Origin of the sequence: Cupriavidus sp. CuC1 (genome assembly GCF_044627735.1) — a bacterium.
In the GTDB taxonomy this organism is placed as follows: domain Bacteria; phylum Pseudomonadota; class Gammaproteobacteria; order Burkholderiales; family Burkholderiaceae; genus Cupriavidus; species Cupriavidus ulmosensis.
The window spans coordinates 1-22,847 of sequence record NZ_JBIUHC010000159.1 but is presented as its reverse complement, the minus strand read 5'-3'; the positions used below and the strand labels follow the sequence as shown (position 1 = coordinate 22,847).

Annotated in this window: 19 protein-coding genes; 10 read left to right on the top strand and 9 right to left on the bottom strand. The window is 65.5% G+C overall.

Annotation, left to right across the window (positions count from 1 at the left end; all coding sequences use genetic code 11):
• Positions 1-114 precede the first annotated feature (114 nt).
• The 5 genes from ACGLHR_RS41715 to ACGLHR_RS41695 form a co-directional block, all read right to left on the bottom strand.
• Positions 115-870, bottom strand: coding sequence for an ATP-binding cassette domain-containing protein (locus tag ACGLHR_RS41715; protein ID WP_318237107.1), 756 nt, complete (start codon positions 868-870; stop codon positions 115-117).
• 86 nt (positions 871-956) lie between these two features.
• Positions 957-1,670: an ABC transporter permease gene (locus ACGLHR_RS41710; protein WP_400101671.1), complete on the bottom strand. Its 714-nt coding sequence runs from the start codon at positions 1,668-1,670 to the stop codon at positions 957-959.
• The gene (locus ACGLHR_RS41705; RefSeq protein WP_400101669.1) at positions 1,670-2,356 is read right to left on the bottom strand and encodes an ABC transporter permease; all 687 of its coding nucleotides are present in this window, start codon (positions 2,354-2,356) and stop codon (positions 1,670-1,672) included. The genes ACGLHR_RS41710 and ACGLHR_RS41705 overlap by 1 nt, the downstream gene beginning before the upstream one ends.
• A gap of 59 nt (positions 2,357-2,415) precedes the next feature.
• Positions 2,416-3,660 (bottom strand): NAD(P)/FAD-dependent oxidoreductase, encoded by a 1,245-nt coding sequence (locus ACGLHR_RS41700; protein WP_400101667.1) that lies wholly within the window; start codon positions 3,658-3,660, stop codon positions 2,416-2,418.
• 110 nt (positions 3,661-3,770) lie between these two features.
• Entirely contained in the window at positions 3,771-4,559 is a 789-nt protein-coding gene (locus ACGLHR_RS41695; protein ID WP_400101665.1) for an ABC transporter substrate-binding protein, read from the bottom strand.
• 448 nt (positions 4,560-5,007) lie between these two features.
• Here ACGLHR_RS41695 and ACGLHR_RS41690 point away from each other — a divergent pair, with 448 nt between their 5' ends.
• From ACGLHR_RS41690 to ACGLHR_RS41665, 6 genes are all read left to right on the top strand, one after another.
• On the top strand, positions 5,008-5,967 hold the full coding sequence (locus tag ACGLHR_RS41690) for a GlxA family transcriptional regulator (RefSeq protein ID WP_400101664.1): 960 nt from the start codon (positions 5,008-5,010) through the stop codon (positions 5,965-5,967).
• Positions 5,968-6,139: 172 nt separating this feature from the next.
• Positions 6,140-7,162, top strand: a complete 1,023-nt coding sequence (locus ACGLHR_RS41685; protein ID WP_400101662.1) for an arginine N-succinyltransferase — start codon at positions 6,140-6,142, stop codon at positions 7,160-7,162.
• A gap of 19 nt (positions 7,163-7,181) precedes the next feature.
• Positions 7,182-8,225: an arginine N-succinyltransferase gene (astA, locus tag ACGLHR_RS41680; RefSeq protein ID WP_400101660.1), complete on the top strand. Its 1,044-nt coding sequence runs from the start codon at positions 7,182-7,184 to the stop codon at positions 8,223-8,225.
• A gap of 31 nt (positions 8,226-8,256) precedes the next feature.
• On the top strand, positions 8,257-9,597 hold the full coding sequence (astB, locus tag ACGLHR_RS41675; protein ID WP_400101658.1) for an N-succinylarginine dihydrolase: 1,341 nt from the start codon (positions 8,257-8,259) through the stop codon (positions 9,595-9,597).
• 111 nt (positions 9,598-9,708) lie between these two features.
• Complete coding sequence (alr, locus tag ACGLHR_RS41670) at positions 9,709-10,857, top strand: alanine racemase (protein WP_400101656.1); 1,149 nt, start codon at positions 9,709-9,711, stop codon at positions 10,855-10,857.
• Between the two features lie 324 nt (positions 10,858-11,181).
• Positions 11,182-11,928, top strand: a complete 747-nt coding sequence (locus ACGLHR_RS41665) for a response regulator transcription factor (protein ID WP_400101654.1) — start codon at positions 11,182-11,184, stop codon at positions 11,926-11,928.
• 88 nt (positions 11,929-12,016) lie between these two features.
• On the opposite strand, the gene ACGLHR_RS41660 is transcribed toward ACGLHR_RS41665, so the two are convergent.
• The 4 genes from ACGLHR_RS41660 to gabT form a co-directional block, all read right to left on the bottom strand.
• The gene (locus ACGLHR_RS41660) at positions 12,017-13,516 is read right to left on the bottom strand and encodes an aldehyde dehydrogenase (RefSeq protein WP_400101652.1); all 1,500 of its coding nucleotides are present in this window, start codon (positions 13,514-13,516) and stop codon (positions 12,017-12,019) included.
• 36 nt (positions 13,517-13,552) lie between these two features.
• Entirely contained in the window at positions 13,553-14,836 is a 1,284-nt protein-coding gene (locus ACGLHR_RS41655; protein WP_400101650.1) for a Zn-dependent hydrolase, read from the bottom strand.
• 28 nt (positions 14,837-14,864) lie between these two features.
• Positions 14,865-16,592: a thiamine pyrophosphate-binding protein gene (locus tag ACGLHR_RS41650; RefSeq protein ID WP_400101648.1), complete on the bottom strand. Its 1,728-nt coding sequence runs from the start codon at positions 16,590-16,592 to the stop codon at positions 14,865-14,867.
• A gap of 104 nt (positions 16,593-16,696) precedes the next feature.
• Positions 16,697-17,959, bottom strand: a complete 1,263-nt coding sequence (gene gabT / locus ACGLHR_RS41645) for a 4-aminobutyrate--2-oxoglutarate transaminase (protein ID WP_400101646.1) — start codon at positions 17,957-17,959, stop codon at positions 16,697-16,699.
• 477 nt (positions 17,960-18,436) lie between these two features.
• On the opposite strand from gabT, the gene ACGLHR_RS41640 reads away from it, so the two are divergent.
• The 4 genes from ACGLHR_RS41640 (at position 18,437) to ACGLHR_RS41625 (ending at position 22,527) form a co-directional block, all read left to right on the top strand.
• On the top strand, positions 18,437-19,186 hold the full coding sequence (locus ACGLHR_RS41640) for a FadR/GntR family transcriptional regulator (RefSeq protein ID WP_318237100.1): 750 nt from the start codon (positions 18,437-18,439) through the stop codon (positions 19,184-19,186).
• 393 nt (positions 19,187-19,579) lie between these two features.
• A complete protein-coding gene (locus tag ACGLHR_RS41635) occupies positions 19,580-20,941 on the top strand; it encodes an MFS transporter (RefSeq protein ID WP_400101644.1) in 1,362 nt (453 codons plus the stop codon).
• 9 nt (positions 20,942-20,950) lie between these two features.
• Positions 20,951-21,607 carry an RraA family protein gene (locus tag ACGLHR_RS41630; protein WP_400101642.1) on the top strand — a complete coding sequence of 219 codons (657 nt, stop codon included), beginning with the start codon at positions 20,951-20,953 and terminating at the stop codon, positions 21,605-21,607.
• Entirely contained in the window at positions 21,604-22,527 is a 924-nt protein-coding gene (locus ACGLHR_RS41625; protein WP_400101640.1) for an HpcH/HpaI aldolase/citrate lyase family protein, read from the top strand. Before ACGLHR_RS41630 ends, ACGLHR_RS41625 begins: the two co-directional genes overlap by 4 nt.
• Positions 22,528-22,847 lie beyond the last annotated feature (320 nt).

Below are 22,847 nucleotides of genomic sequence, written 5' to 3'. Positions count from 1 at the left end.
CGTTGTCTTGTCATCTGTTTCCTCGTCGATATGGATTGTCACCCTATCGACCTGTCCGAGGAAATTAGACCACTGCACTCCTCCCCCAAAGGGGCGCCCGCCAGGTGCCCCGGCCTACTTCAGGTTGTTCGAGAGAAATTGCTGCAGGCGCGGCGACTGCGGGCTTGCAAACAACTGCTCGCCGACTCCCGTTTCTTCGACCTTGCCCTTGTGCAGGAACACCACCTGCGTGGAAACCGAGCGCGCAAAGCCCATCTCGTGGGTGACCACCACCATGGTCCGCCCCTCGGAGGCCAGTTGCTGCATTACCTTGAGCACCTCGCCCACCAGTTCGGGGTCGAGCGCCGAGGTCGGTTCATCGAACAGCAGCACATCGGGCCGCATGGCAAGGGCCCTGGCAATCGCGACGCGTTGCTGCTGCCCGCCCGAGAGATGCGCCGGGTAGGCGCCCATGGCTTGCTGGGTCAACCCGACCTTGTCCAGGCAATGCGCGGCCCATTCCTGCGCCTCTTTCTTTTTCACCCCAAGCACGTGCTGCGGGGCTTCCGTGACGTTCTGCAGCACGGTCATGTGGGACCACAGGTTGAAGTGCTGGAAGACCATGGCCAGCCTGGTCCGTATCAGGCGTAGCTGCCTGGCGTCCGAGACGCGCAGCTTGCCGTCCTTGCCGGTGTGCATCTTCACCTGCTCGCCGTTCACGACGATCTGCCCGGCATCCGGTTGCTCGAGGAAATTCATGCAACGCAGAAACGTGCTCTTGCCGGAACCGCTGGACCCGATGATGGAAATCACATCGCCGGGAACGGCCCGCAGCGACACGCCGTCGAGCACCTGGTGGCTACCGTAGCTCTTGTGTATGTCGCTCGCCATCAGCGCGGCGCGCGCTTGCGATGCCTGCGCGGGCGTAGCGTGGCGAGGCAACGCTTGTAAGTCTGACTGCATGGCTATTGAAGGCATCATTTTTTCTCCACCGGCCGCAGGAAGGCCAGCCATTTGTGCTCCGCCTTGCGGAACAAGTGAACGATGGCAAGGGACACCACCAAGTACAGCAACGCGGCAATGCCAAAGGACTCGAACGATCGGTACGACGCTGCGTTGGCGTCGCGCGCCACCTTGAGCAGGTCGGGGACGGTGGCGACAAAGGCAACGGTCGTGGCATGCAGCATCAGGATGACTTCGTTGCCGTAGTTGGGCAGCGAGCGGCGCAGCGCCGACGGCAGGATGACGCGCAGATAGAGCGTCAGGCGCGACATGCCATAGGCTTTCGCCGCTTCCACTTCGCCATAGGCCGTGCTGGCAATCGCACCGGCAAAGATCTCCGTGGTGTAGGCGCAAGTGTTCAGGCCAAACGCCAGTACCGTGCAATTGAACCCGTTGCGAAAGAAGTGGTTGAGCATATCCACGTCCCTCACCACGCCAAGGCCATACACCCCGGAGTAGATCAACAGCAGCTGCACATACAGCGGCGTACCGCGAAAGAGGTAGGTATAGAAGCGCACCGGCATCGACAAGGCACGGCATGACGAGGTGCGGGCCACCGCCAGCGGCGCGGCCGCCACGAAGCCGATGCCAAGCGACAGCACCAGCAGCCAGAGCGTCATGGCCAGGCCGGTCATCTTGGTGCCGTCCGAATAGAGGTAAGCCCTCCAGTATTCAAGTAGCAGGTCCATCAGATCTTTGCCTCCCTTACGCCGAGCGAGTAGCGCTTGCCCAGCCACACCAGCACCAGGTTGGAAACGGATGTCAGCGCCAGGTAAATGAGTGCCGCAACCAGGATGAAATGGAACATGCTGAACGTACTCTTGCCGGCATCCAGCGCGACCTTCACCAGATCCGTCAACCCGATCAGCGAGACCAGTGCCGTGGCCTTGACCAGCACCTGCCAGTTGTTCGCGATGCCGGGCAGCGCGAACCGCATCATCTGCGGAAACAGGATGCGGCGGAATACCTGCAGGCCGGACATGCCGGTAGACACGCCCGCCTCGATCTGCCCGGCCGGCACCGACATGAACGCCCCGCGGAAGGTCTCGGTGAAGTAAGCGCCGTAGATGAAGCCGATCGTCATCACGCCCGCCACAAAGGGATCGATATCAACCTGCTCGACCTGCATATAGTCCGTGACCCGGTTCAGCCACATCTGGATGCTGTAGAACAGCAGCAGCATCAGCACCAGGTCCGGCACGCCGCGGATGAGCGTCGTATAGACCGACGCGACCTTGTTAAGCGTGCCGACCTTCGACACCTTGGCGCTCGCGCCGAGCAAGCCTAAGACAATGGCCAGCAAGAGGGAGAGCAGCGCCAGCTTGACGGTCTGCCACGTCCCTAGCGCTATCACCCAGCCGTATCCATGCAGCATTGGTAACTCCTTTCGTCCTTTGTTTCTGACTCATGCTTTCGTTCGCACGCATCGACGCATTAGCCGAAGCGCCCGGGGCTGTAGGGCGTCGGGTCCGTGAAAGGCTTGCCTTGCGTCATCATTTCCGCCAGCAGGCGTCCGGTGACGGGACCCAGCGTCAATCCGTGGTGGTTGTGCCCGAACGCGAACCAAAGCCCCTTGTGCCGCCCCGCCGGGCCGATCAGCGGCCGCATGTCCGGCGTACAGGGCCGGCGCCCCATCCACGGCTGATCGTCGAGCCGCCTGCCGAGCCTGAAGATGCCTTTCGCCTTGCGCTCCGCCCTCTCCAGCTGGATCGGCGTCGGTGCCCTGGCCGCAGACGACAGCTCTACGCCGGTTGTGAGCCGCAGCCCTCTGCGCATCGGCGCGACCACATAGCCGACCTCGCTGTCGACCACCGGGAAGCGCTGTGCCACCTCGGATTCGGACTGGTAGTGCATGTGGTATCCCCGCTTGCCCATGAGCGGGATGCGATAGCCAAGCGGCGCGATGAGCTCGCCGGACCAGGGCCCTTGCGCGATGACCACTTCGCGGGCCGCGATCTGCGCGCCATCGGCATGCACGCGCCACATCTCCCCGCCTGGCGTGATCTGCGAGACCTCCGCCCCGACGATCTGCCCACCCAGGCGCGCGAGCAGGCCTGCATAGCCCTTGGTCAGCAAGCCCGGGTCCGTGACGCTCTTCGGGTCGATCCAGTGAATCGCGCCGCAAAAGCCGGGCCCGAGACCGGGTTCCGTCTTTTCCAGCCCCGCCTGGTCCAGCGGCTGCATCTCGAGCCCGTGATGCAGCGCAAGCGGCCGGCAGATAGCAAGGCGTTTCTCGAATGCAGCGGCGGTGCGAAACGCCTCGATCCATCCGCCGGACCTGACCAGCGGCTGCAGGCCGGCAAGCGCAATCAGCTTGTCGTGCTCGGACACGCTATGCGCGATCAGGGGCAGCATGTCCTGGCTCGCGCGCGCCAACCGCTGCGGCGCCGAGTGATGCCAATAGCGCGCCAGCCATGGCAAGAATGACGGCAACGCGCGCACGTCATAGCGCAAGGCGGTCTGCCTGTTGCCCGCGTAGCGGACCAGCGTCGCCAGGTCCCGTGGAAAGCCATAGGGCACCACCGACGCCCGCTCGATCAGGCCTGCATTGCCAAAGCTGGTTTCCTCGCCAGGCGAGCGCCGGTCCACCAGGATCACCCGGCGGCCACGCAGCGCCAGGTGAACCGCCACACTGACGCCGACAATGCCGGCCCCGATCACCACCACATCTGCATCCACGCCAACACTCCGCAAATCAACGCCTTCCAACGCCTGAATCCTGCCTGAACCCCGCTGCGTCCCCGTCCCGTTCGGCTGCGATGCCCGGCTCGCCGCCGGGCCTGCAAGGCTTACTCCTTGACGATGATGTCGCGCTTGAAGTACTTGTTCGACAGCGCCGACAAGGTGCCGTCCTTCTTCAGGGCCGCGACGGCGCCAAGCAGCTTTTCGCGCAGCGCGTCGTCGCCCTTGCGAAAGCCAAGGCCAGTGCCCACGCCGAGCGTGGCGGGGTCGACCAGTGCCTGGCCGGCGAAATCGAAGTCACGCCCCTCCGGCTTGCCAAGCAAGCCGTCCAGCGCGGTCTGGGACTCCTGTACCGCGCCGTCGATACGCCCGGCGATCAGGTCGGCAAACACCTGCGCCTGGTCCTGGTACGAGACGATCTCAACCCCGCCCTTGGCCCAGTACTTTTGCAGGTAGGCCTCCTGTGTGGTGCCCCGCATCACGCCAACCGACTTGCCCTTCAGGCTTTCCACGGTCGGCTGGAGTTTTGCCGAACGCTTGGCCACCATCTGGATCGGCACCACGTAGAGCGGGGGCGTGAAATCGATGATCTGCTTGCGCTTCTCAGTGATGTTCATGGCGGAGTTGACTACGTCGAACTTGCGTGCCTGCAGCGCGGGGATCAGGCCGTCGAAGTCGTTCTCCACCCAGACGCATTTGACGTTCAGCTTTTTGCAGATGGCGTTGCCGACATCGATGTCGAAACCTTGCAGCTCTCCCGATGGCGACTTGCTCTCGAACGGTGGATAGGTCGGGTTCAGGCCCATGCGCAGGACCTGGGGCTGCTGGGCATTGGCCAGCGACAGCATCGCACCCGATGCAACCAGTCCAAGGAAGAGCTTTGTATTCCACTTCATAGCGTTTGCATCTCCGATTTCTTGCGAGCCTCGCTCCATCCTCACGGCATGTCAGCGACGATCAAAGCTATTGGTCAAAGTTCGGCGCGACTCACTTCAAGGATCGGCTGAACCCGGTATTGCCCGGCCCGGCAGCGCTCGCGCCGGACTGGCGACTTGCGAAAGGCAGGCAATGCACTGCCCTGGCGCGGACTGAAATATAGACACAAATTCCATTATGGACAACCGGGTATACGCTAGCATTCGCCCCCGGTTCACGCAGGCATCCCCAAAAAGCGGTCATGTGTGGCGTGGGCAGATCCGGCGATGGCGTGGCCTTACGCCGGAACCTGCAAATGGCCCTTACCGGCAAACGGGACTTTGATTAGGATGGATTGCAGTTGCATCCCTGGCCGGCAGACATCGGTCGCGGCCGCACCCGCACAAAAAGGCAAAGGAAGAACGGACGATGAGCGCGAGGATTGAAACCGCAGTCAGCGGGACCCCCTGGCGCAAACTGCTTGGCGCGCCCCGGACAGAGGTCCTGCTCTACGGCTGGGGTGCAGCCATGCCCCCCGAGATCGCGCTGCTGCACAAGATCCTGCAGCTTGGCCAGACGTTGGGGGGCAATCCAGGCATGCGCGTCACGGCTGCGCTCGCAGCGCAAGCCCATGCCTGTCCGCCGTGCGACGTGCTTGTCCTGTGGGAGCAGCCGCCGCCGGTCGCCGCCGCGGCAGCCGGCCCTCTGGACGAACTCATCGACAGAGCCACCTACGTCATCGTGATCGGCAACGCCGTGCTGTGGCTCCTGGGCACCCGATGGTCGGCCGGCATGCGCGTTGCGCTGCACTGGCATGACGCCATGATCCTGGACACGCCGGCCGACAAGGCCATCCTGTCGCCAGCCATCATCGAGCACACGGGAAAGTGGACAACGTGCTGCGGCGGCACGGCCGCCGTCGATCTGGCACTGGGCTTTGTGCGCGACGTACTTGGCACGCAGATGGCCAGCACCATCCAGGACCTCCTGTGCATTGAGCGCATCCGCGCCCCGGAAGAGCGCCAGCGTGTCGCGCTGCAAACTCAGTTCAGCGGGTTGGCGCCCAAGCTCTCCGAGGCGGTCGCCCTGATGGAAGCCAACATCGAGGAACCGCTGCAGGCCGAGGAGATCGCGAGCCTGGTTGGCGTATCGCGGCGCCAGCTGGAGCGGCTGTTCAAGCAGCACCTCAACGCTGTCCCGTCACGCTATTACCTGGAGATCCGGCTGGAAAAGGCTCGCCGCCTGCTCAGGGAATCGCGGCACTCGCTGCTGCAGATCGGGCTGATGTGCGGCTTTTCGTCGGGATCGCATTTTTCCACTTCCTACCGGACGGTCTTTGGGCTGACCCCGCGCGAGGAGCGGCAGCGGATGCTCCGGGCGGCGGCGTGAGCGATGCATCGAGGCCGATCGCAGCCGCGACGGCGCAGATCTGAAATGCGGCGTCGCATTCGTGGTTTCTGCCGCGGCTTGCAACACGTAGAGTTCAGAGCGCTGCCGGACCGCCCAGACCAACCCGGCATGCGCAATACAACCGACCATTCGCCACTTAAGCAGGAGCACCATGTGGATCGCCCGCCCCGCCGTTGACCAGGATGCGCCCGCGCTGTTCGAACTTGCACAACGCGCGACCCCTAACGTGCACACCCTGCCCCGCACACGCGAGCGAATCGAAGACGCGATCGCACGCAGTGCCGACGCGCTGGCGCGATCCGTCGACATGCCCGGCGACGAGCGGTACCAGATGGTGCTGGAGCGCCCGGATGGCACGCTTGCCGGCGCGGCATCCATCTCGGCCACTGCCGGCGCGGCGGGTGCGTATTTTGCCTACAGGAACGACGTCATCCACCATGTCTCCCGCGACCTGGGCATCACCAACAATGTCCATGTGCTGACGCTTAGCTCCGATCTCACCGCGCACTCGCAGTTGTCGGGGTTCCTGGTGGATGCCGCTGAGGAAAATGCCTGGGCGGGACCGCTGTTGTCGCGCTCCCGCCTGATGCTGGCCGCGGCCGACAGGCGGCGCTTCGCCGACGATTTCTTCGTCTGCCTCGCAGGGCAGACGCGCGCGGACGATTCATCGCCCTTCTGGGATGCGATCGGGCGCAAGTTCTTCAACATGGACTACTTGTCCGCGGAGCGCGTGGTCCATGGCGCGCGCAATGGCACGCTCTTTGTGGAACTGATGCCGCACTATCCCGTGTACGTTTCCTTGCTGCCTGACGACGCCCGCGAGGTCATCGGCCAGCTTCACCCGGCCGCTGCCGCCCCTTTCGATATCCTGAGCGCGGAAGGCTTCGAAGCGGAGCGCTATGTCGACATATTCGACGGCGGCCCGGTGCTCGAGGCGCATGCCTCCCGCCTGCAAACGCTCGCCACCGCCCGCAAGCTGACCGCCGAACTCGGCACCGTGGACCAGCCTGCCGAAGCCTGCCTGGTCGCATCGACCGGCCCGCTGGCCAAATTCCGCTGCACGATGGCCAACGGCGCGATCGAGCTGGACCGGGGCAGGATCACGCTTTGCGCCGAAGCGCTGGCATCGCTGCGCGTCGCTCCCGGCGACGCGGTCATCGTCTCGGCCGCCTGACGCGCCAACAGGAACCCTCATGATCGTCCTGCGCTCCATCCATGCCAGCCACCTGCCCGCCTTGCTATCCCTGGCGGAGAAGGTGGGCCCCGGCATGACAACTCTCAAGGCGGATCCCGCCGGGCTCGAAAAGCGGATCGCCGTCGCCGAAGCCTCCTTCAACGGGGACCTGCCGCCGGCGCAATGCGACTATGTCTTCGTGCTCGAGGACACGGCTACCGGCCAGGTCTGTGGCGTCAGCGCGCTGAAGGCCGCGGTGGGCCTGGAGGACGCGTTCTACAGTTTTCGCCTGGGCCAGCTGGTGCACTCCAGCCGCGAGGTTGGCGTCTACTCCAACAAGAAAACCCTCTTCCTGTCGAACGATCTCACCGGCTGCGCCGAGCTTTGCACCCTGTTCCTGGACCCCGCCTACCGCAGCGGCACCAACGGCAAACTGCTCTCCAAGGGCCGGCTGCTGTTTGCCGCCAGTTTTATCGACCTGCTGCCTGAAGTCATCTGCGCCGAACTGAGGGGATTCCTCCGCCCTGACGGCACTTCGCCATTCTGGGAAAGCCTCGGCAAGCATTTCTTCAAGATGGACTTCTCCGCCGCCGACGACAAGAGCGGGGGCGGCGCCAAATCCTTTATCGCGGAGCTGATGCCGCGCTTTCCCATCTACACGGATTTCCTGACCGAAGAGGCACGCGAGGTCATTGGCCGGGCGCATGCGGCGACCGAGCCGGCGCGGCGCATGCTGGAGCAGGAAGGCCTGGACTACGAGGGCTTGGTGGATATCTTCGACGCCGGCCCGGTTGTGCAGGGGCATATCAAGCATCTGCGCATCACCAAGGACAGCATGCTGGCCATCGCCCGCCCCGCATCCGGCACCGAACCCACCGCCGGGACGCGCCCGGTGCTGGTCGGCAATACCCGGCGCGGCGACTTCCGGGCCATCGTCAGCCATGCGGCGCCGGCCTTTGGCAGCCTGGCGCTGACCAGCGAAGAGCGCGCTGCGCTCGCCATCAACGCAGGCGACCCCGTGCGCGTGGTCACCCTCAAGCCGGGAGAAAGACTGAATGGATAGCGATCGTCATCGCTCAGAGGCGGGAGGCAGCATGAGCGCGCAAGAGATCAATTTCGACGGCCTGGTCGGGCCTAGCCACCACCACGCTGGCCTGGCCACCGGAAACGTTGCGTCCATGCGCAATCGCGGCAGCGCCGCGAATCCGCGCAAGGCGGCGCTGCAAGGCCTGGAAAAAATGCTGGCCCTGCATCGGCGGGGCATTCCGCAGGGCGTGCTGCCTCCCCTTGCAAGGCCGAACTTGCGGCTGCTGCGCGCGCTGGGCTTTCACGGCAGCGACGCGGCCGTGATTGCCAAGGCGGGAAAACTGGAGCCCCAGTTGCTGTCGGCGGCCTACTCGGCCTCCTCGATGTGGACGGCCAACGCCGCGACAGTCAGCCCCGCGACGGATTGCGCCGACGCAAAGGTGCACTTTACCCCCGCCAATCTCAGCGCCAAGCTGCATCGCTCGGTGGAACACCCCGACACGGCAAGGCTGCTAAGGCAAATATTCAGCGACGCGACGCATTTCGTCGTTCACGACGCCATACCCGGCGTGGCCGCCCTCGGCGACGAGGGCGCGGCCAACCATACGCGCTTCGCCCGGCGCCACGGCGAGGCCGGCGTCCACTTCTTCGTCTACGGCGACGAAGCCTTTGCCTCGAAGCAAAGCGCAGCGCGACGGTTCGCGCCCCGCCAGTACGCCGAAGCCAGCCGCGCCGTGGCCCGCCTGCACCAGCTTGACCCGGCGCGGACGGTCTACGCAAGGCAATCGCTGGCGGCAATCGATGCCGGGGTCTTTCACAACGACGTCATCGCCGTCGGGCATCTGGATACGCTCCTGTATCACCAGGCGGCCTTCGACGATGAAGCCAAGGTCATTCGCACGCTGTCCGGAGCGTGCGACGCGGCCGGCTTCAGCCTGAACTGCATCCGTGTGGCCGATGACCAGCTGTCGCTGCAGGACGCCGTTGCGACCTACCTGTTCAACAGCCAGCTGCTGTGCAGCCCGGACGGCCGCAAGCTGATGGTGGTGCCCGCCGAGTGCCAGGACCACGCCGCCTGCCGGCGCTACCTGGAAACACTTACGGCGTCGGGCGGCCCCATCGCGGAAGTCCTGTCCTTCGACCTGCGCGAGAGCATGCGCAACGGCGGGGGGCCGGCGTGCCTGCGCCTGCGGGTCGTACTCGATGCGCCGCAGGCCGCCGCCATCACCAGCCGGGTCTTCCTCGACGAAGCGCTGTACGGCACGCTGGCTGACTGGGTCACCCGCCACTATCGCGATCGCCTGCTCCCGGAGGACCTGCGCGACCCCCAACTGCTTGACGAGATCCGGGGGGCACTGCACGAGCTCGAAGGCATCTTGGCCCTGCCGGGATTCTATTCGGTGGACTGAGGGCGGCTGCCGCCACTCCGATCATCGCAAAACCCTCATCGCCTCGCGTGGCGCGCTGCCCGGGCGCGTGCCACGTCGCGCAAATCGCTACATCAGGAAATCAGAGCTCATATGAAAAGCAAGGAAAACAACGAAAGGAACGCGTGGTTCGAGATCGATCTCGGGAAATTTGAAGCCAATGTCCGTGGCATCCAGGCCCTGATCGGGCCGCGGACCGAGATGTGCGCGGTCATGAAGGCCGATGCCTGCGGGCATGGCATCGCGCTGCTGGTGGCCTCCGCGATTGCGCTAGGCGTTTCAGCGATCGGGATTGCCAGCAACGACGAGGCAGGGATTGTCCGCACGGCGGGCTTTCGTGGCCGGCTGCTGCGCGTGCGCGCGGCCACGCCGGCGGAGATCGAAGATGGCCTGCAGTACCAGCTGGAGGAGATTGCCGGCAATCTCGATTATGCGAGCCAGATGAACGAGATCGCCGGGCGCCATGCGCGTTCGGTCCGCGTCCATCTTGAGCTGAACTCCGGCGGCATGAGCCGCAATGGTTTCGATCTCAAGGCGGTCGAAGAGCGCGCCAAGGCCCTGGCCGCCGCGGCGCTCCCGAACCTGGAGATCGTCGGGATCATGACGCATTTCCCTGTGCCGGACACCGAGGACGTAGCGCGCGGGCTATCCAGCTTCCGCGAGGAAGCCGGCTGGATCGTCGAGCACGCTGGACTGGATCGCAGCCGCGTGCAGCTGCATTGCGCAAATTCATTCGCCACCCTGGAAGTGCCCGGCAGCCACCTCGACATGGTGAGAACGGGCGCGATCCTTTACGGCTGCCTGCCCGCCTACCCCGCCTTCAAGGCCATTGCCAGCCTGAAATCCCGGGTGGCATCCGTGAATGCCTATCCCGCCGGCAATACCGTGGCCTACGACCGTACCCTGACGCTGGCGCGCGACTCGCGGCTTGCCAACATCCCGATCGGCTATGCGGATGGCTACCGGCGGGACTTCTCGAACAAGGGATTTGCCCTGATCCGGGGAAAGCGCTTTCCCGTCGTCGGGCGCGTGACGATGAATACCTTGATGGTGGACGTGACCGCGTGCGAGGCCGTTTTTCCGGGCGACGAGGTGGTCCTCTGCGGCCAGCAAGGCGATGACCGGATCGACGTCGCGGACATCGAGACGATCTCCGGCACCATCTACCCCGACCTGTGCGTCGGCTGGGGAAACTCCGTCGCCAAGATTGCAACGCGGGATGGTGAGGCGCGAGGTGCTTGACACCGTGATTTCCGCATGAAGGGATCCGGAAGACCGCATTTGACTTGCATAGCGACCATATTGCTGTTTCATCCATGCAACATGCTCGCTTGATTTCAAACATAGTCCGAACCTAATATCCTCCGAGTAAAAATACATTACATATTCGGGCAGGCTCTACGACGCACAGAGCCGTCCTGGCGAGTCTGCCAGGATAGGGTCGAAAATCCGGGGATTGCAAAACCTGCCGCGAGCGCTGGTCGGCGCTGGCAGCGCCGCACCATCCTCCCGGGTTCAGCCTGTCTCCATTGCATTTGCCATTGCATTTGTACGGGGAGTTGCGGCATGAACGTGGTGCTCGTCGAAAGCTATCCATTACTCCGGATCGCACTGCTCAAGCTGTTGGAGGGTATTGCAGGTATCTCTCATGTCCTTGCCATCGACCCTGGGGAAATCCCCGCGCACCGGGATGCCGGCGGTGACGTCGATCTGATGGTCTTCGGCATGCCCGGCAATGCGGACACGGGCTGGGAATGGCTCGGCATGGCGCGCAGGGGATGGACCGCACCGCGCCTGCTCGTGCTTTCCGAGGTCGTTCCCCTGCCGTTGCCCCAGACTGAAATCACGACGGGATTCCGTGGCTGCCTCCCGAAATCGGCGCCACTCGATGTACTCAGGACGGCCATCCACCTGATCGCCAGCGGCCAATCGGAGCGTGCCGGTGCCAGCCAGCTACCCCTGTTCCCCGCCCTGGCCGCGGCTGCGCAGGCATCGCAACCCGCCGCCGGGAGCAAGCGGTTTGCGCCAGAGGCCATGCAGCTGGGACTGACGCAACGCCAGTATGACGTGTTGGTGCTGCTTTCCCGAGGCCATACGATCAAGACCGTAGGCCGCCTGCTGAATATTTCCGTGCCTACGGTCAAGACGCATGCTCGCGCCATGTACAAGCACCTCCAGGTGACCGGCAAGGAGGAGGCTGCCTACAAGGCGCGGCAACAGGGCATCACCCTGGCATGGCCGGCTGGCGGCGTGGCACCGCTGGCTCTGGCCGGCCATGGCACGCCCACAAGCCGGCAGCCTGCGTTGATCTGAGTTGATCCGGACCAGGAATGACGAGCGGCAGCACGGGACTCGTCCCCCTGGCCGGGTGAACCCGGCGTCCGATCGGCTAATCGCTCCGCTAAGCCAGGCTGATCCACGTCGTCTTCAAATCCGTGTACTTGTCCAGCGCATGCAAGGACTTGTCCCGGCCCGAGCCCGACTGCTTGACCCCGCCAAACGGCACCGTCACGTCGCTGTCCATATAGCAGTTGACCCACACCAGCCCCGCCTGCAGCTTGCGCGAAACACGGTGAGCGCGGGACAGGCTGGAGGTCCAGAGTCCCGAGCCCAGTCCGTAGGGCGAATCGTTGGCCATGCGGATGGCCTCCTCCTCGGACTCGAAGCGGGTCACCGCCAGCACCGGGCCGAAGATCTCTTCTCGCACGATGGTGAGCGACTGCGTGGGGCATTCGAAGATGGTGGGCTGCATGTAGAAGCCACCGCTGTCCGTGTGCGCGCGCTTGCCGCCGGCGCGCAGGCGGGCGCCTTCGTCCTCGCCGCTCTTCACATAGGACATCACCCGCTGCAGCTGGGCGCCATCGACAATCGCCCCCATGGCAGTGGCGGGGTCGAGCGGGTCGCCCGGTTGCATGCGCGCCGCGTGCGCTTCCAGCTTCTCCATGAACGCGTCGTAGATGCCGCTTTGCACATAGAGGCGCGAGCCGGCAATGCAGATCTCGCCCTGGTTGCTGAAGATGCCGATGGCGGCGGCTTGCGCGGCGCGGTCCAGGTCGGGGCAGTCGTCGAAGACGATGTGCGGGGACTTGCCGCCGCACTCGAGCCAGACACGCTTGAGGTTGGACTGCCCGGAATACTCCATGAAGCGCTTGCCGGTGGCGGTGGAGCCGGTAAAGGCAATGCAGTCCACGTCGGGATGGCGGCCCAGCGCCTGGCCGGCGGCGGCGCCAAGGCCCGGCACCACGTTGAAGACCCCGGCCGGGATGCCGGCTTGCTCGGCGAGTTCGGCCAGCCGCAGCGCGGTGAGCGGGGACTGCTCCGCGGGCTTGAGCACCACGCTGTTGCCCGCAGCCAATGCGGGCGCCACCTTCCAGCTGGCCATCAGCAGCGGATAGTTCCAGGGCACGACCGCCGCCACCACGCCCAGCGGCTCGCGCGTGATGGTGGCGAGCACGTCGGGGCCGGTCGGCGCGATCTCGTCGTAGATCTTGTCGATGGCTTCGGCGTACCAGGCGTAGGTGCGGCCGGCTTCGGGGATGTCGTATTGCAGCGTCTCGGCAATGGGCTTGCCCATGTCGAGCGTCTCAAGCAGCGCCAGTTCTTCGCGGTGCGTGTCGATCAGCTGCGACAGCTTGAGCAGCGTGGCCTTCCTGGCGCTGCGCGGCATGTCAGACCACACGCCGGACTGAAACGCTTTGCGCGCGGCGGCCACGGCGCGGTTGACGTCCTCCGCGCCGCAGGCCGCGACGCTGGCGAGCACCGTGCCGGTGGCGGGGTTGATGGTCTCGAAGGTGGCGCCGTCAGCGGCGTCAGCCCAGCGGCCGTCGATATAGGCTTGCGAACGGATCGGCACCGTCGCGGCCTGCTTGCGCCAATAGGCGAGATCTCTCAGATCGATCATCGTGGGTTCCTGGCATTCATCGGGTTTTCGGCACGCTCAGGTGTTCGTGTTCGTGTTCGTGTTCGTGTTCGTGTTCGTGTTCGTGTTGGCCTGCGCCACCATGGCGCCTAGCAGCACGTTGGCACCGGCTTCCAGGTGCGCCGGCTTGGCGTCTTCGATTTCGTTGTGGCTGATGCCGTCCTTGCAGGGCACGAAGATCATCGCGGTGGGCGCGATGCCGGCGATATAGACGGCGTCGTGGCCGGCGCCCGTGACGATGTCCTGGTGGCTGTAGCCTCGGGCTGCGGCCTCCTGCCGTACGTGGCTGATCAGTTCGGTCGCGAACGGCGTGGGCGCGAAGTACTGCACGTCTTCCACGGCCACATCCAGGGCCGCGCCGGTGGTGGTGCCATCCGCAACCGCGGCGCAGGCCGCGCGAAAGCGCGCGTCCATCTCGGCCAGCCGCGCCGGATCGAGGTGGCGCAGGTCGACCGTGAACTTCACCGCCCCGGGGATGACATTGCGCGACGACGGATGGACATTGACCACGCCCACCGTGCCGCGCCCGTGCGGCGCGAAGTCGTTGGCGATGCGGATCACTTCCTGCATCAGGAACGTGGCGCCATAGAGCGCGTCCTTGCGCAGCGGCATCGGCGTGGGGCCGGCGTGCGCCTCCATGCCGGTCACGGTGACGTCGTACCAGCGCAGGCCCAGCGATCCGGTCACCACGCCGATCACGTTGTCCTCGGCCTCGAGCACGGGGCCCTGTTCGATATGGGCCTCGAAGTAGGCGCCGACCTTGCGGCCAACTTCCGCGTCGCCGGCATAGCCGATGGCCGCCAGTTCGTCCGCCACCCGCTTGCCCGCCACGTCGGTGGCCGACAGCGCGGTCTCCAGCGGAAAGACGCCGGCAAACACGCCGGAGCCCATCATCACCGGGACAAACCGCGAGCCCTCTTCATTGGTCCAGATGGCCACTTCGAGCGGTGCCTCGGTGGTGATGCCGTGGTCGTTCAGGGTCCGCATGACTTCCAGCCCCGCCAGCACGCCGTAGCAGCCATCGAACTTGCCGCCGGTGGGCTGCGTGTCGATATGGCTGCCGGTCATGACCGGGGCCAGCGCGTTGTTGCGCCCTGCCCGGCGGGCAAAGATATTGCCGACCTGGTCGACCGTCACGCTCAGTCCAGCCTCGCGCATCCATCCGGCCACCAGGTCGCGGCCCTGCCCGTCCAGCGCCGTCAGCGCCAGGCGCGCGTTGCCGCCCTTGGGCGTGGCGCCGATCGCGGCGAGGTCCATCAGCGACTGCCACAGGCGCTCGCCATTGATTGCCAGCATGTTCATGTTCTCTCTCCTTGCGCCGTCATGGCCATTACTTTGCGTCCGCTTGCCGGGCCAATGCGTCCGAGCGGATCTGCGACAAGGTCATGCCCGGCGCAATGCCGTCCGCGTCGTAACGCAGCTCCAGCAAGGCCGGCAGTTGCTCGCTGTTGGCAAACGCCAGCGCGCGGGCAAAGGCCGGACCGAATTCGGCGTCGCTGGAAACGACTTCGCCATAGCCGCGATAGGCGCGGATCAGTTCGCTGAATTCCGGGTTGTCAAAGCCCAGGGCCACGGTGCGGCCAGGGAACTCGCGCTCCTGGTGCGCGCGGATGGTGCCCCAGATGCCGTTGTTGAACACCAGCACGACGATGCCGACCCGGTACTGCATGGCGACGCCGAGTTCCTGCAGGTTCATCTGGAAGCAGCCATCGCCCGCATAGCAGATCACGGTGCGATCGGGGTTCTCGAGCTTGGCGGCAATGGCTGCCGGCAGGCCGTAGCCCATCGATCCCACGGTCGGCGCCAGGCTGGTGCCTACGCCCTTGAAGCGGTAGTAAGCATGCGGGTACAGCGCGTAGTTGCCCGCGCCCACGGTGATGCAGGTGTCCTGCGGCACGTTGTCGCGGACGTGGCACGCGGCCACATTGAGGTTGAGCGCGCCCGGCGCCGCCTTGGGTTCCTGCTCGGCCAGGTAGACCTGGTGGGCGTCGTGCCCGGCGTTGCGCGCCCCCGGGGGGCCCGATGGGGAGAGCTCGCTCACGGCGGCGGCGAACGAGACCACATCCGCGGCGATGGGCAGCGTGGGATGAAACACGCGGCCAAGCTCGCTCGCGTCCGGGTACACATGGACCAGGCGCTGCCTGGGCAGCGGGCTTTCCACCACCGTGTAGCCCTCGCTCGTGGCCTCGCCCATGCGCGTGCCCACGGCGATCAGCAGATCGCTTTCCTGCACGCGCTTGCGCAGCGAATCCGGCATGGCCCAGCCCACGTGGCCGGCAAAGTTGGGATGATGATTGTCGAAGCACTCCAGCCGGCGCCAGGCCACCCCGACCGGCAGCGCGAAGCGCTCGGCAAACCCTTCCATCTGCCGCGAGGCTTCCGGCGTCCAGCCCGACCCGCCGACGAGCAGGAACGGGCGCTCCGCCTGCTCGATCAGCTCGGCCAGCAAGGCCATGGCGCCAGGAGTCGGCGCGCTGTGGGCACGCCGGTAGCGCGGCACATCGGCCACCGTGGCCTTGCCCCACAGCGTGTCCTCGGGCAGCGCCAGCACGACCGGGCCGGGCCGTCCGCTGGTGGCCACCGCGAAGGCGCGCGCGATGAATTCGGGAATGCGCTCGGTACGGTCGATCTGCGCCACCCACTTGGTCATCTGGCCAAACATGCGGCGGTAATCGACCTCCTGGAACGCTTCGCGCTCGTAGAAATCGTTGCCGACCTGGCCGACGAACAGGATCATGGGGGTCGAATCCTGGTAGGCGGTGTGCACGGCAATGCTGGCGTTGGTGGCGCCGGGCCCGCGCGTGACAAAGCAGATGCCGGGCTCGCCGGTCAGCTTGCCTTGCGCCTCGGCCATGTAGCCGGCGCCGCTTTCCTGCCGGCAGACGATGGGCTGGATCTTGTCCTGATGGTCGTACAGCGCGTCGATGCAAGGCAGGTAGCTTTCGCCCGGCACCAGGAAGACGCGTTTCACGCCCTGGATAATCAGCTGGTCGATGAGGATCTGGCCGCCGTTGCGCTCTTGGCGCGCCGGCAATGCATGCGGCGATTGCTTGGTCATGGTCGTGGATTCCGTTGTGCGATCGCCGCCGCTTCAGCTTATGCGCGGCGATCCTTCGATGTCTTGAATGCGATGTCTGTGAGCTTGGGCTTGCGGTCGGGCGATTACTGCAGCAGTGCGGCTTCCAGGATGCCCAGCCCTTCCTCCATCACAGCGTCCGGGATGGTCAGCGGGAACAGGAAGCGCACGACGTTGCCATACACGCCGCAGGACAGCAGCAGCAGGCCGCGCTCCAGCGCACGGTCTTGCACCTGCCGGGTAAATTCGGGATTGGGGCTGCCGTCGGCCTTGCGGAACTCCACGGCAATCATCGCGCCCACGCCGCGGACTTCGCCGATCTCCGGCACGCGCGACTTCAGGCCATCGAGCTTGTCCTGCAGCCGCTGGCCAAGCGCCGCGCCGCGCTCGATCAGCTTCTCGCTCTCCAGCACGTCCAGCACCGCCAGCGCCGAGGCCACCGCCAGCGGGTTGCCGGCATAGGTGCCGCCCAGCCCGCCGGGGGCCGGCGCGTCCATGATCTCGGCCCGGCCGCATACGGCCGACAAAGGCATGCCGCCAGCCAGGCTCTTGGCCATGGTGGTCAGGTCCGGCGTGACGTCGTAGTGCTCCATCGCGAAGAGCTTGCCGGTGCGGCCGAAGCCGGTCTGCACTTCATCGGCAACCAGCAGGATGCCGTGCTCGTCGCAGATGCCGCGCAGCGCGCGCACGAACTCGGCGGGTGCTATGTTGAAACCGCCCTCACCCTGGACCGGCTCGAAGATGATGGCCGCGACCCGCTTCGGGTCCACATCCGCCTTGAACAACTGGTGCAGGGCGTTGATCGAATCCTGCACGCTCACGCCATGCAAGCCGTACGGGTACGGCGCGTGGAACACATCGCCCGGGAACGGGCCAAACCCCACCTTGTACGGCACGACCTTGCCAGTCAGCGCCATGCCCATCATGGTGCGGCCGTGGAAGCCGCCGGAGAAGGCAATGACGCCGGGGCGCCCGGTAGCGGCACGGGCGATCTTGATGGCATTCTCGACGGCCTCGGCGCCGGTGGTGAAGAACGCGGTCTTCTTGGCGAACGCGCCCGGCGCGCGAGCATTGATCTTCTCGGCCAGCTCGATGTAGCTGGCGTAGGGAACGATCTGGTAGGCCGTGTGCGTGAAGCGCTCCATCTGCGCCTGCATGGCTTGCACCAGGCGCGGATGGCGGTGACCGGTATTGAGCACGGCGATGCCGGCCGCGAAGTCGATGTAGCGGTTGCCTTCGACATCCCACAGCTCCGAGTTCTCGGCGCGCTCGGCATAGAAGTTGCACATCACACCAACGCCACGGGGCGTGGCGGCATCTTTGCGGCGTACCAGGTCTGCGTTCTTCATTACATGCTCCATTGCATTGGTGTCTTGCTGTCTTGTCTGGATCCGGGCGGTCCGCGCCATGAGGGGCCGACCGGGAAATCGGGGGGAAAGCGCTTCGGGTCTGACCAGTGCGCCCCTCCGGATGGCGCTGAAGCCGCTTTTGCATGTCACTATCATTGCGACTCAACCGGTGGCCGGACCAATTCTATGGCTTTCGCCGAAAAATTGCCAAGTCTTTTGATTATTTGACTGGTGGTCCGTCCAGTTGATGCCGATTGATCCACCTTTTACGCTAGCCCCCGCTTGCAATGTGATGAAAAGCCGAGCCCTCAACCGCGGAACTGCCCGACACCGGGCTGCCGATGCGACGCCATATTGGCCGGACCACTCCCGCCGTCGCCCCAGAAAGCCGGGGGAAACCCGCCGCGCCCCTTGAACAGACACCGGGTTTTGCTGTATTGATCAGACCACCAGTCAATTTGCAGCGGCCTTGCCCTCATGTCCTTACTTCAAGCGGTTTCAGCACAGCGCCTTTACCGGCTGATCGCCGACCAGATTGCCAAGAAAATCAGCGCCGGCGAGTTTGCCCCCGGTGAGCGCCTGCCCGCGGAGCGCGAGCTGGCCGAGCAGCTCAACGTGGCGCGCTCGACATTGCGCGAAGCGTTGATCGCTCTCGAGATCGGCGGTTATATCGAGGTGCGCGTTGGCAGCGGCGTGTTCGTGCTGGAACCCAAGGAGAATGGGCAAGCGGCCGCCAACGGCGCCGAGCCCGATCCGGCTGCCGAGATCGATGCCCGCCTGGGCGCGGCGCTGGAAGCCAGCCCGTTCGAGCTGATCGAGACGCGCACGCTGTTCGAGCCGGAATGCGCCGCGCTGGCGGCCCAGCAAGGCACCCCGGAGCAGATCGCCGCCATCGAAGAAGCGCACCGGAAGATGAATCCCGATCAGTCGCCGGAGGCTGGCGACTTCGCGCATGACCGGGCCTTCCACCAGGCGATCGCCGATGCTTGCGGCAATGCGGCGCTGGCATCGGTGGTCACGCACGTCTGGGATCTGTGCGAGGCCAGCCCCCTGTATAAGCGGCTCGACAAGCACTTCGTGGATGCGTCCGCCTGGCGTGCGGCGGTTGGGGAGCACGACCGCATCGTCAGTGCGATTGTGGCCCGGGACCCCATCCGGGCGCGCCACGCCATGTCGTTCCACCTGCTGGCGATCGTGTCGCGCTTGTCCGAGGACATCGCCGAGTAGACCATACAGGCCCTCGCCTGGTCCGGGCAACCCGGCCCGGGCGCACATCACTGGTGCAAGCCAGGCTCCACTCCAACTCCCCCAGCCGCCCACATTCGCACCAATCCCACGCACAGACCTCGGTGAAAAGTGTTATTTAGTCACTTTTTCGCTGGCACGTGGCTTGCGTTAACCAAGCTGAAGTGCTGAAATTCGGCCCAACAGGCCGGACCACCCGCCCACCAGACCTAGAGCAACTACCTATTACGTTCAAATTCTGGGTCATCTACGCTATATTGGTCTGACCACCAGAACACAAAGCCATCAACGCATCACCCTTTCGACGACGCATCGCTGCATCGGCCCCCTAGCCCACACGCGTGCCAAAGCCTGCCCGCATTACTGGAAAGCCTCATGAACCCCGACCACGCCCCCGCCCCCACCCACCAGCCTGAAGCCGGGCAACCGCCTCGCAGCATGAAGAAGATTGCCGCGGCCAGCGTCATCGGCACCACGGTCGAGTGGTACGACCTGTTCATCTTCGCCACGGCTTCGGCCCTGGTCTTCAACAAGGTCTTCTTCCCCGCTTTCGACCCGCTCACCGGCACGCTGCTGGCCTTCGGCACCTTCGCGTCGGCCTATGTCGCCCGTATCCTCGGCGCTGCGCTGTTCGGGCATTTCGGCGACAAGGTCGGGCGCAAGTCCATGCTGCTGATCTCGCTCATCATGATGGGCTCGGCCACCTTCGCCATCGGCCTGCTGCCGGACTACCGCTCGATCGGCATCTGGGCGCCCATCCTGCTGCTCACCTTGCGCGTGATACAGGGCCTGGCCCTGGGCGGCGAGTGGGGCGGCGCGGTGCTGATGGCCGTGGAACACGCCCCGGCGGACAAGCGCGGCCTGTACGGATCGTGGGTGCAGATCGGCGTGCCAGCCGGCACGCTGATCGCCAACCTGGCGTTCCTGCTCTGCAATGCGGTGCTATCGAATGAGGCACTGCTGTCCTGGGGCTGGCGCATTCCGTTCCTGGCCAGCGTATTGCTCGTGGGCGTAGGCATGTACATCCGCCTGAACACCTCGGAAACGCCGTCGTTCAGCAAGGTCAAGGCCACCGCCGCGCAGGTGAAGATTCCGCTGATGGAGGTGCTGACCAAATCGTGGAAGCAAGTCCTGCTGGGCGGTATCGCGACGATGTCGACCGGCACGGCCTTCAACCTGATCGTGGCGTTCGGGCTGACGTATGGCACGCAGACCCTAGGCTTCTCCCGCAACCAGATGCTCACGATCGCGCTGATCTCGTGCGCGCTGTGCGTCGTGCTGCTGCCGCTGTTTGGCCTGCTGTCCGACAAGGTGGGCCGCAAGCCCGTGATCATCGGCGGCATCATCGCCGAGGCGCTGCTCGCCTTCCCGCTGTTCTGGCTGCTGGACACCAAGGTATTCTCGTTCGCCCTGCTCGGCTACCTGCTGATGATGAGCGCCTTCGCGGCCAACTATGGCCCGATCGCCACGTTCCTGGCGGAGCTGTTCGGCACCAAGGTGCGCTACTCGGGCCTGTCGATCAGCTACATGCTGTCCGGGCTGCTGGGGAGCGCCGCCACGCCGATCATCACCACCGCGCTGCTGTCCGCCACGGGCCGCGGCTCTTCCGTTGCCTGGTACATGATCGGCTCCGCGCTGATTTCCGCCGCTGCGCTGTTGCTGCTGGCCGAGACGCTCAGGAAGCATGCCCCGGCGGCGTCGGCCTCCGGGGTGGATGCCACCACCTCGCTGTCCTGAGCGCCGATCATGCGAGCCAGACTCGACACCGCGCTGCTGCGCCAGCTTGAACGCGTAAGTTTCCCCACGCTGGGGCACTTCCTTGAAGACGGTTTTGCCAGCCACGAGATTCGCGCGCTCGCGCCCAACGTGAAGGTCGTTGGCCGTGCCATGACGCTGCGCCTGGCCACGCCCAACGCCATTGCCGTGAACCGGGCGCTGGCCAGCCTCGCGGCCGGCGACGTGCTGGTGATCGACGCCTGCGGCGACCACGCGCATGCTCCCGTTGGCGCCGTCACCGGCACCGCGGCCTTGTGCGCGGGCGCCAGGGGAATCATCGTGGACGGCGTGGTGACGGACATCCTGGAGTTGCGCGCCATGGGGATGCCGGTGTTCGCTCGCGGCACCAGTGTCCTGACCACCAAGCGCATCGACGACGGCGGCAGCGCCGTCAATGAGCCCGTCATCTGCGGCGGCGTCACTGTCAACCCGGGAGACATCGTGCTGGCGGACGACAACGGCGTGCTGTTCCTGGCGCCGGACGTTGCCGCCGGCATCATCAGCGAGGCGCTGGCTTCCGATGCAGCCGAACCGGCGATCCTCGCCCGGCTGCAGGCGGGTGAGCCGGCCGGTGCCGTGCTGTTCCAGGGCAACTGCCACGCGCCCGCTACAAGAGAAACCCGATGAGCGCTCAAGCGACAAGACGGCCGCCGGAGCTCCGGCGCAGCTGGCTGTTCGTGCCCGGCCTGGACCCCGTGCGCCAGCATGCGGCGCTGGAGAGCGGCCCGGATGTGGTGGTCGCCGACCTGGAGGAGTTCACCAGTCCCACGGACCGTCCGGCGGCGCGCGCGCGGATCGTCGCCCTGATGGGCGAATGCCGGGCGCGCGGCATTGTCGGCGCCGTGCGCGTCAACAAGCTGGATGGCGATGGGCTGGAGGACCTGCGCGGCGTGCTGCCGGGCGCGCCCGCGGCGATCCTGCTGCCACACGCTGAGTCGGGCGCGCAGATCCTGGCGCTCGACCAGCACATCACAGCGATGGAACGCGAGCTTGGCCTGCCGCATGGACAGACCGAGATCGTGCCAACGCTGGAGTCCGCGCGGGGCATCGTTGCCGCCGCAGCCATCCTGTCGGCCAGCGCGCGCGTCAGCGCCTGCCTGCTGGCGGCGGAAGACCTGAGCGCGGATCTCGATGCCGTACGCGGCCCGGACGGGGTCGAGCTGCATCATGTGCGTGCGCGCTTCCTGGTGGACTGCATTGCGGCAGGCTGCGTGCCGATCGACTGTCCCTTCAACTACCAGGATGCAGCGGCGCTGGCTGCGGACCTCGCCTGGGCCCGGCGGATCGGGCTGAAGGCGAAATGCACCGTGTTCCCGCATCAGGTCGCCGCGATACACGCCGCGCTGACACCATCGGCGCAGCAAGTCGCGCAAGCGCAAGACGTGGTTGGCAGGTATGAGGCGGTGCGCGACGGCAAGCCCACGCAGGGCCCGCACATCGATTCGCCGGACTACAACACGGCACGCCGGTTGCTATCGCGCCATGACAGGTTCGTGCAATGGGCGCAGGCCGCTGCGTCTACGGTGCGGCCTGCGCCCGGCAGCTGAGAAAAAACCAAGGGCTTCGCTTCAGGTGGCTCCTAGCTAAGCCACCCCTCTCCCCGGCCCTCTCCCCATGAGGGGAGAGGGAGAGACAGCCGTCGTCATGGCGCGCGGCTTTGGCCCGTTTGGCGGCTTCGGCTAATCCCCCGGATCTGCGTTGTCGTGCTCCCCTCTCCCGCGCGCGGGAGAGGGGCTGGGGGAGAGGGCAGGCGCTCGTTACGCCTGCGTGCTGGAAACAACCACGGGCTTCGCTTCAAGTGGCTCCTAGCTGATATGACTCCCCGTGTCAATCGAGATTGGTTTGATTCAGTTTCACAGTTGCATGT